The sequence below is a fragment of the Paraburkholderia madseniana genome, assembly GCF_009690905.1.
In the GTDB taxonomy this organism is placed as follows: domain Bacteria; phylum Pseudomonadota; class Gammaproteobacteria; order Burkholderiales; family Burkholderiaceae; genus Paraburkholderia; species Paraburkholderia madseniana.
Window position 1 is genome coordinate 1 of record NZ_VOSW01000222.1, and the last position, 3,634, is coordinate 3,634.

Here is a 3,634-nt window from a genome sequence, read left to right on the forward strand (position 1 = left end):
CCAAGATTGTCGGACAGGGCTCAATTTTGCAACGTATCCTTCCCGGGATATGCACGGCTAGTCGACGAGCGGGAAGTATGCGTGCGATAACTATTTCGAAGACGTATTGGCACAGGGCGCGCGCGTTGATCGACGCTTTCGCACGCAATCTGTCATGAGTTCCTCACAAATAACAATGTTCTTCTCGATCATTTTCTGCTGAATGACCATGCTTCCAACCCTTATGTTCTTGAATGTCGTCGACGCAACACCACTGGTAGCGATCGACCTTATCATCGAGAACGAGATGGGCGGCTATCTTCTCGGGCGCCGCGTTAACAAACCCGCTCAAGGCTTCTGGTTTGTCCCGGGCGGTCGCATTCGCAAGAACGAGCGCCTTGACGACGCCTTTCACCGGATCGCAAGCGAGGAACTTGGTCGAGCCGACCTCAGTCGAGTCGACGCCGACCTTCTTGGCGTGTACGAACATCTGTACGAGGACAATTTTAGCGGTCAATCCGGCATTTCGACTCATTACGTTGTACTCGGGTACAAGCTGCGGGGCACTATTGAACTTGCGAGCCTGCCCGACCTGCAACACACGGCGTACCGTTGGGCCACCAAAGAAGAGATTACGACCGATGCGGAGGTTCATCTGAACACGCAAGCTTATTTCGGTGGTCCCGCGCTACGGTGCGGAGGACGCTTTCCAGTGTGACATGGACGCCCCCCCTCGAACCTGGGGCCGGCTGTTTCGCCAAGCGCGAATACGTTGAAAAAATGGTTATCCCGCGCATGCACGCGGTGAAGGATTAAAGATTCATAGTGTCCGTTGACGTCAGAGATTGGTTGATATCTGCCAACCTGTCTCCATGCACACCGGTGCTCACTCATACTTCCATTGCTCGTTGGCCTCGGTGAGTGCATCCGAACCTTTGAAATCTCGTGCTTCCCACCAATTCAATACGTGAGCGCTTGTTTTGATTCCTCGAGATGTTGGACGGGGACGGACGACACGGTTCGCGAAATACGTGTGCGGTCAAGCGTTGGAATTGGCGCGCACTGGAACTCGCAATGGTGTTAGAGGCCGTTGGACCGGTGACGTGGTCCACTTCAGCGGACGGCACGGCGAACCCCCGGCGCCGGTCGTCAAGGAATGACACGAACACCGCAAAGGGTTGCAGCGTACTGGTAGCGCACAAGACTCAGCGGTGCAGGATTAATTGGAATCGGGGTTGGTAAGCGGGGGAATGATCGATGACGGAAAATGAACTCATCCAGGAGTCGGCCGCGCTGCGCGGTCAAGGCAAATATCAGGAAGCGATCGACCTCATCGAGGCGAACCTTCCGAACATTGAGGGGGACATCCGACTCAATGCCCAACTCGAGGCATTCCGGGCCGCAGTAGAAGCAGGGAATGCTGAAACGGCGCACGAGTATGCGACAACGATCGCGGCCGAAGAATCGGCGCGGCCGAGCATCCTAACCGTTGCTCTGACCAACGGCGTATTAATGTGGCCGATCAGGCCGGAAACGGTGGCACGGGGCGGCCACGCCTAAGGGAACCGCAGCGCGGCGCGTCGTGGCAGTGGACGGTTGCGCGGCGTCTCACCGCGCAGGGCGCGAGATGACGGGCGACGGCTTGCGCTGCATTTTATTCCCGGCAACGGGACGTCGTCGTCGGTATTCCTGTCCAACCCCTACTTGCTCGCTTAGCCGCATGGCTTGGCCGTCGACTGATGGTAGGGGGATCATCTGCTGTGAGAAAGTGCGCAGGGGCAGCTTGAAGCGTTCGCAATCGCGTACGTGATTGCAAAGAAATAAAAAGAAGCCCGCCGGACGAGGTGTCGGCGGGCAAAGAGATTCGAGGGGTGTCGTCGGACCGTGATGACCCCTCGAACCGGCCAGTCGCTAGTATCGAGCGGTAAGAATGGCGCGGCGCACAAATGGCGGTGGTTGTTAAGATTTTGTCCGAATCGGGCATTCGCTGCCATTACGCAGGCTGAGTGCAAGCCGGCTGGTAGTCATGCACAGCGATGATCAGCGAGTGGCTCGCCTATGACAGACTGCGGTGGAACTGAAGAATCACCTTGGATCCCTTCGCGTAAAGTTGAAAAATGGAGTATTCCGCCAACATGTTAGCTTTTTCCGTCAGCGGCATTCCGCCATGCAGCAATCTGGATATGATGCACTGCAATCTAAATAGATTTTTCTCTGCGCGGTAACGAATCGTGGAAGTCGTTGTGTCAGGCAGTTCAATATTCTTTTCTTCTCAACGTCAAATCTGCATTTTTTTGCGTAGTAAATTAGCACGTCGTATTTAGATAAAACAATCGGTTCGTAGTAGTTAGTTCGATATGCTTATTGATAGAATAGGCAGGTTGGCCTGATATGCGATGGAGATTTTTATAACGAGATCCAGTCATGGGGTTTTGTGAAAGCGCGCAGCATGAAAAGAGAGGCATCGTCCAGAAAGAGCGAAAAACAACACGATGCGACTGAATTGAACGTGGGCGTGGCGTAGCAGCGAGTGGGCTGATAATCGCTGCGATCGCGACGGGTTGGTCCACAGCAACGCGAACTGATACAAGCAATTAAAAATATGACTCAAAATTTGCGCGGACAACAACTCCGATCGGCGCCGCGCGCGTTGACGCTTGCTGCAGCCTTAGCGTTTTCCGCTTCGGCGCACGCGACCGACCCTGCACTCAATGCGCTCGGGCAGGCGGGTGGTTTGGTGATTCCGTATGCGTTTGCACTGCCCGAAGGGACGGTGGAGGCGCAGTACAACAACTACATCGATCCGCGCTACGGAAAGCAGGCGACGGGTTCACAGGTTTACTGGGGCGCTGTGGGTTTGCTGCCTTACCTGGAATTGTCTGCTGGGCTAGCAAACTATCCGGCTAACGTGCACGTTCCGTTTTCGAATGAGGATCGCACTGTTCTTCGTCATCTTATGGCGGACGTTAAAGTAGAAGTGCCGAAGTTCTTCAAGTACCAGCCGAGCATTGCGTTCGGTGTGACCGACATTGGCGGCCAGACGCATTTCTTCCGGTCGAAATACGGCGTGGTGTCGCAAGCATTTGGACCGGTGACGTTGACCGCCGGTTACGGCCAGGGCGATCGCCTCGATGGTTTGTTCGGCGGCGCGCAGGTCTCGCTGTGGAACACGGGTTTGTCGCTGCTTGCAGAAGACGATTCGAAGACGCCTTATGCCGGCGTCCGTTATCAGTCTCCGCGGATTAGCTGGCTCGCCGATGCGAACGTGATCGGCACGTTCATGCGTTCGATCCGCTCGACGGATGGTGTGTCGCCGCGCACGTCGTTCTCGGTGGGCATTCAGATTCCGCTGGGCAAACGCTTTAGCAGTGCGCGGTGTGCAGACGGTTTGTGCGAGGGCCCGCAGGTGCCGGTCGCGCAGACTGCGGATGCCGACGATGACGGTCCGATCCGTCTCGCCAGCCTGCAACCCGTGGATATGCGTGCCGCCACAGTCAACAACAGTGCGCTGGCTGCGGCACCGATTAGGTATGTGCCACCGCTGCAGTCGTATGCGTCTGTGATGCTGAGTGATGTGACGGCCAAATCGTCGGACGCGCAGTCTCCCGCTATTCCAGAGGCGCTGGACACCTCCGCGCTCGATGAAATCGCCGCG

Annotated in this window: 3 protein-coding genes; all 3 read left to right on the forward strand. The window is 56.2% G+C overall.

From position 1 onward, the window contains the following. The first annotated feature begins 208 nt into the window (after positions 1–208). Entirely contained in the window at positions 209–697 is a 489-nt protein-coding gene (locus tag FSO04_RS45190; RefSeq protein ID WP_154567896.1) for a GDP-mannose mannosyl hydrolase, read from the forward strand. Positions 698–1,236: 539 nt separating this feature from the next. Beyond that, on the forward strand, positions 1,237–1,539 hold the full coding sequence (locus FSO04_RS45195; protein ID WP_154567898.1) for a hypothetical protein: 303 nt from the start codon (positions 1,237–1,239) through the stop codon (positions 1,537–1,539). Positions 1,540–2,581: 1,042 nt separating this feature from the next. Continuing rightward, positions 2,582–3,634, forward strand: a 1,053-nt coding sequence (locus tag FSO04_RS45200) for a YjbH domain-containing protein (RefSeq protein WP_166618394.1), incomplete at its 3' end; no start/stop codon positions are given.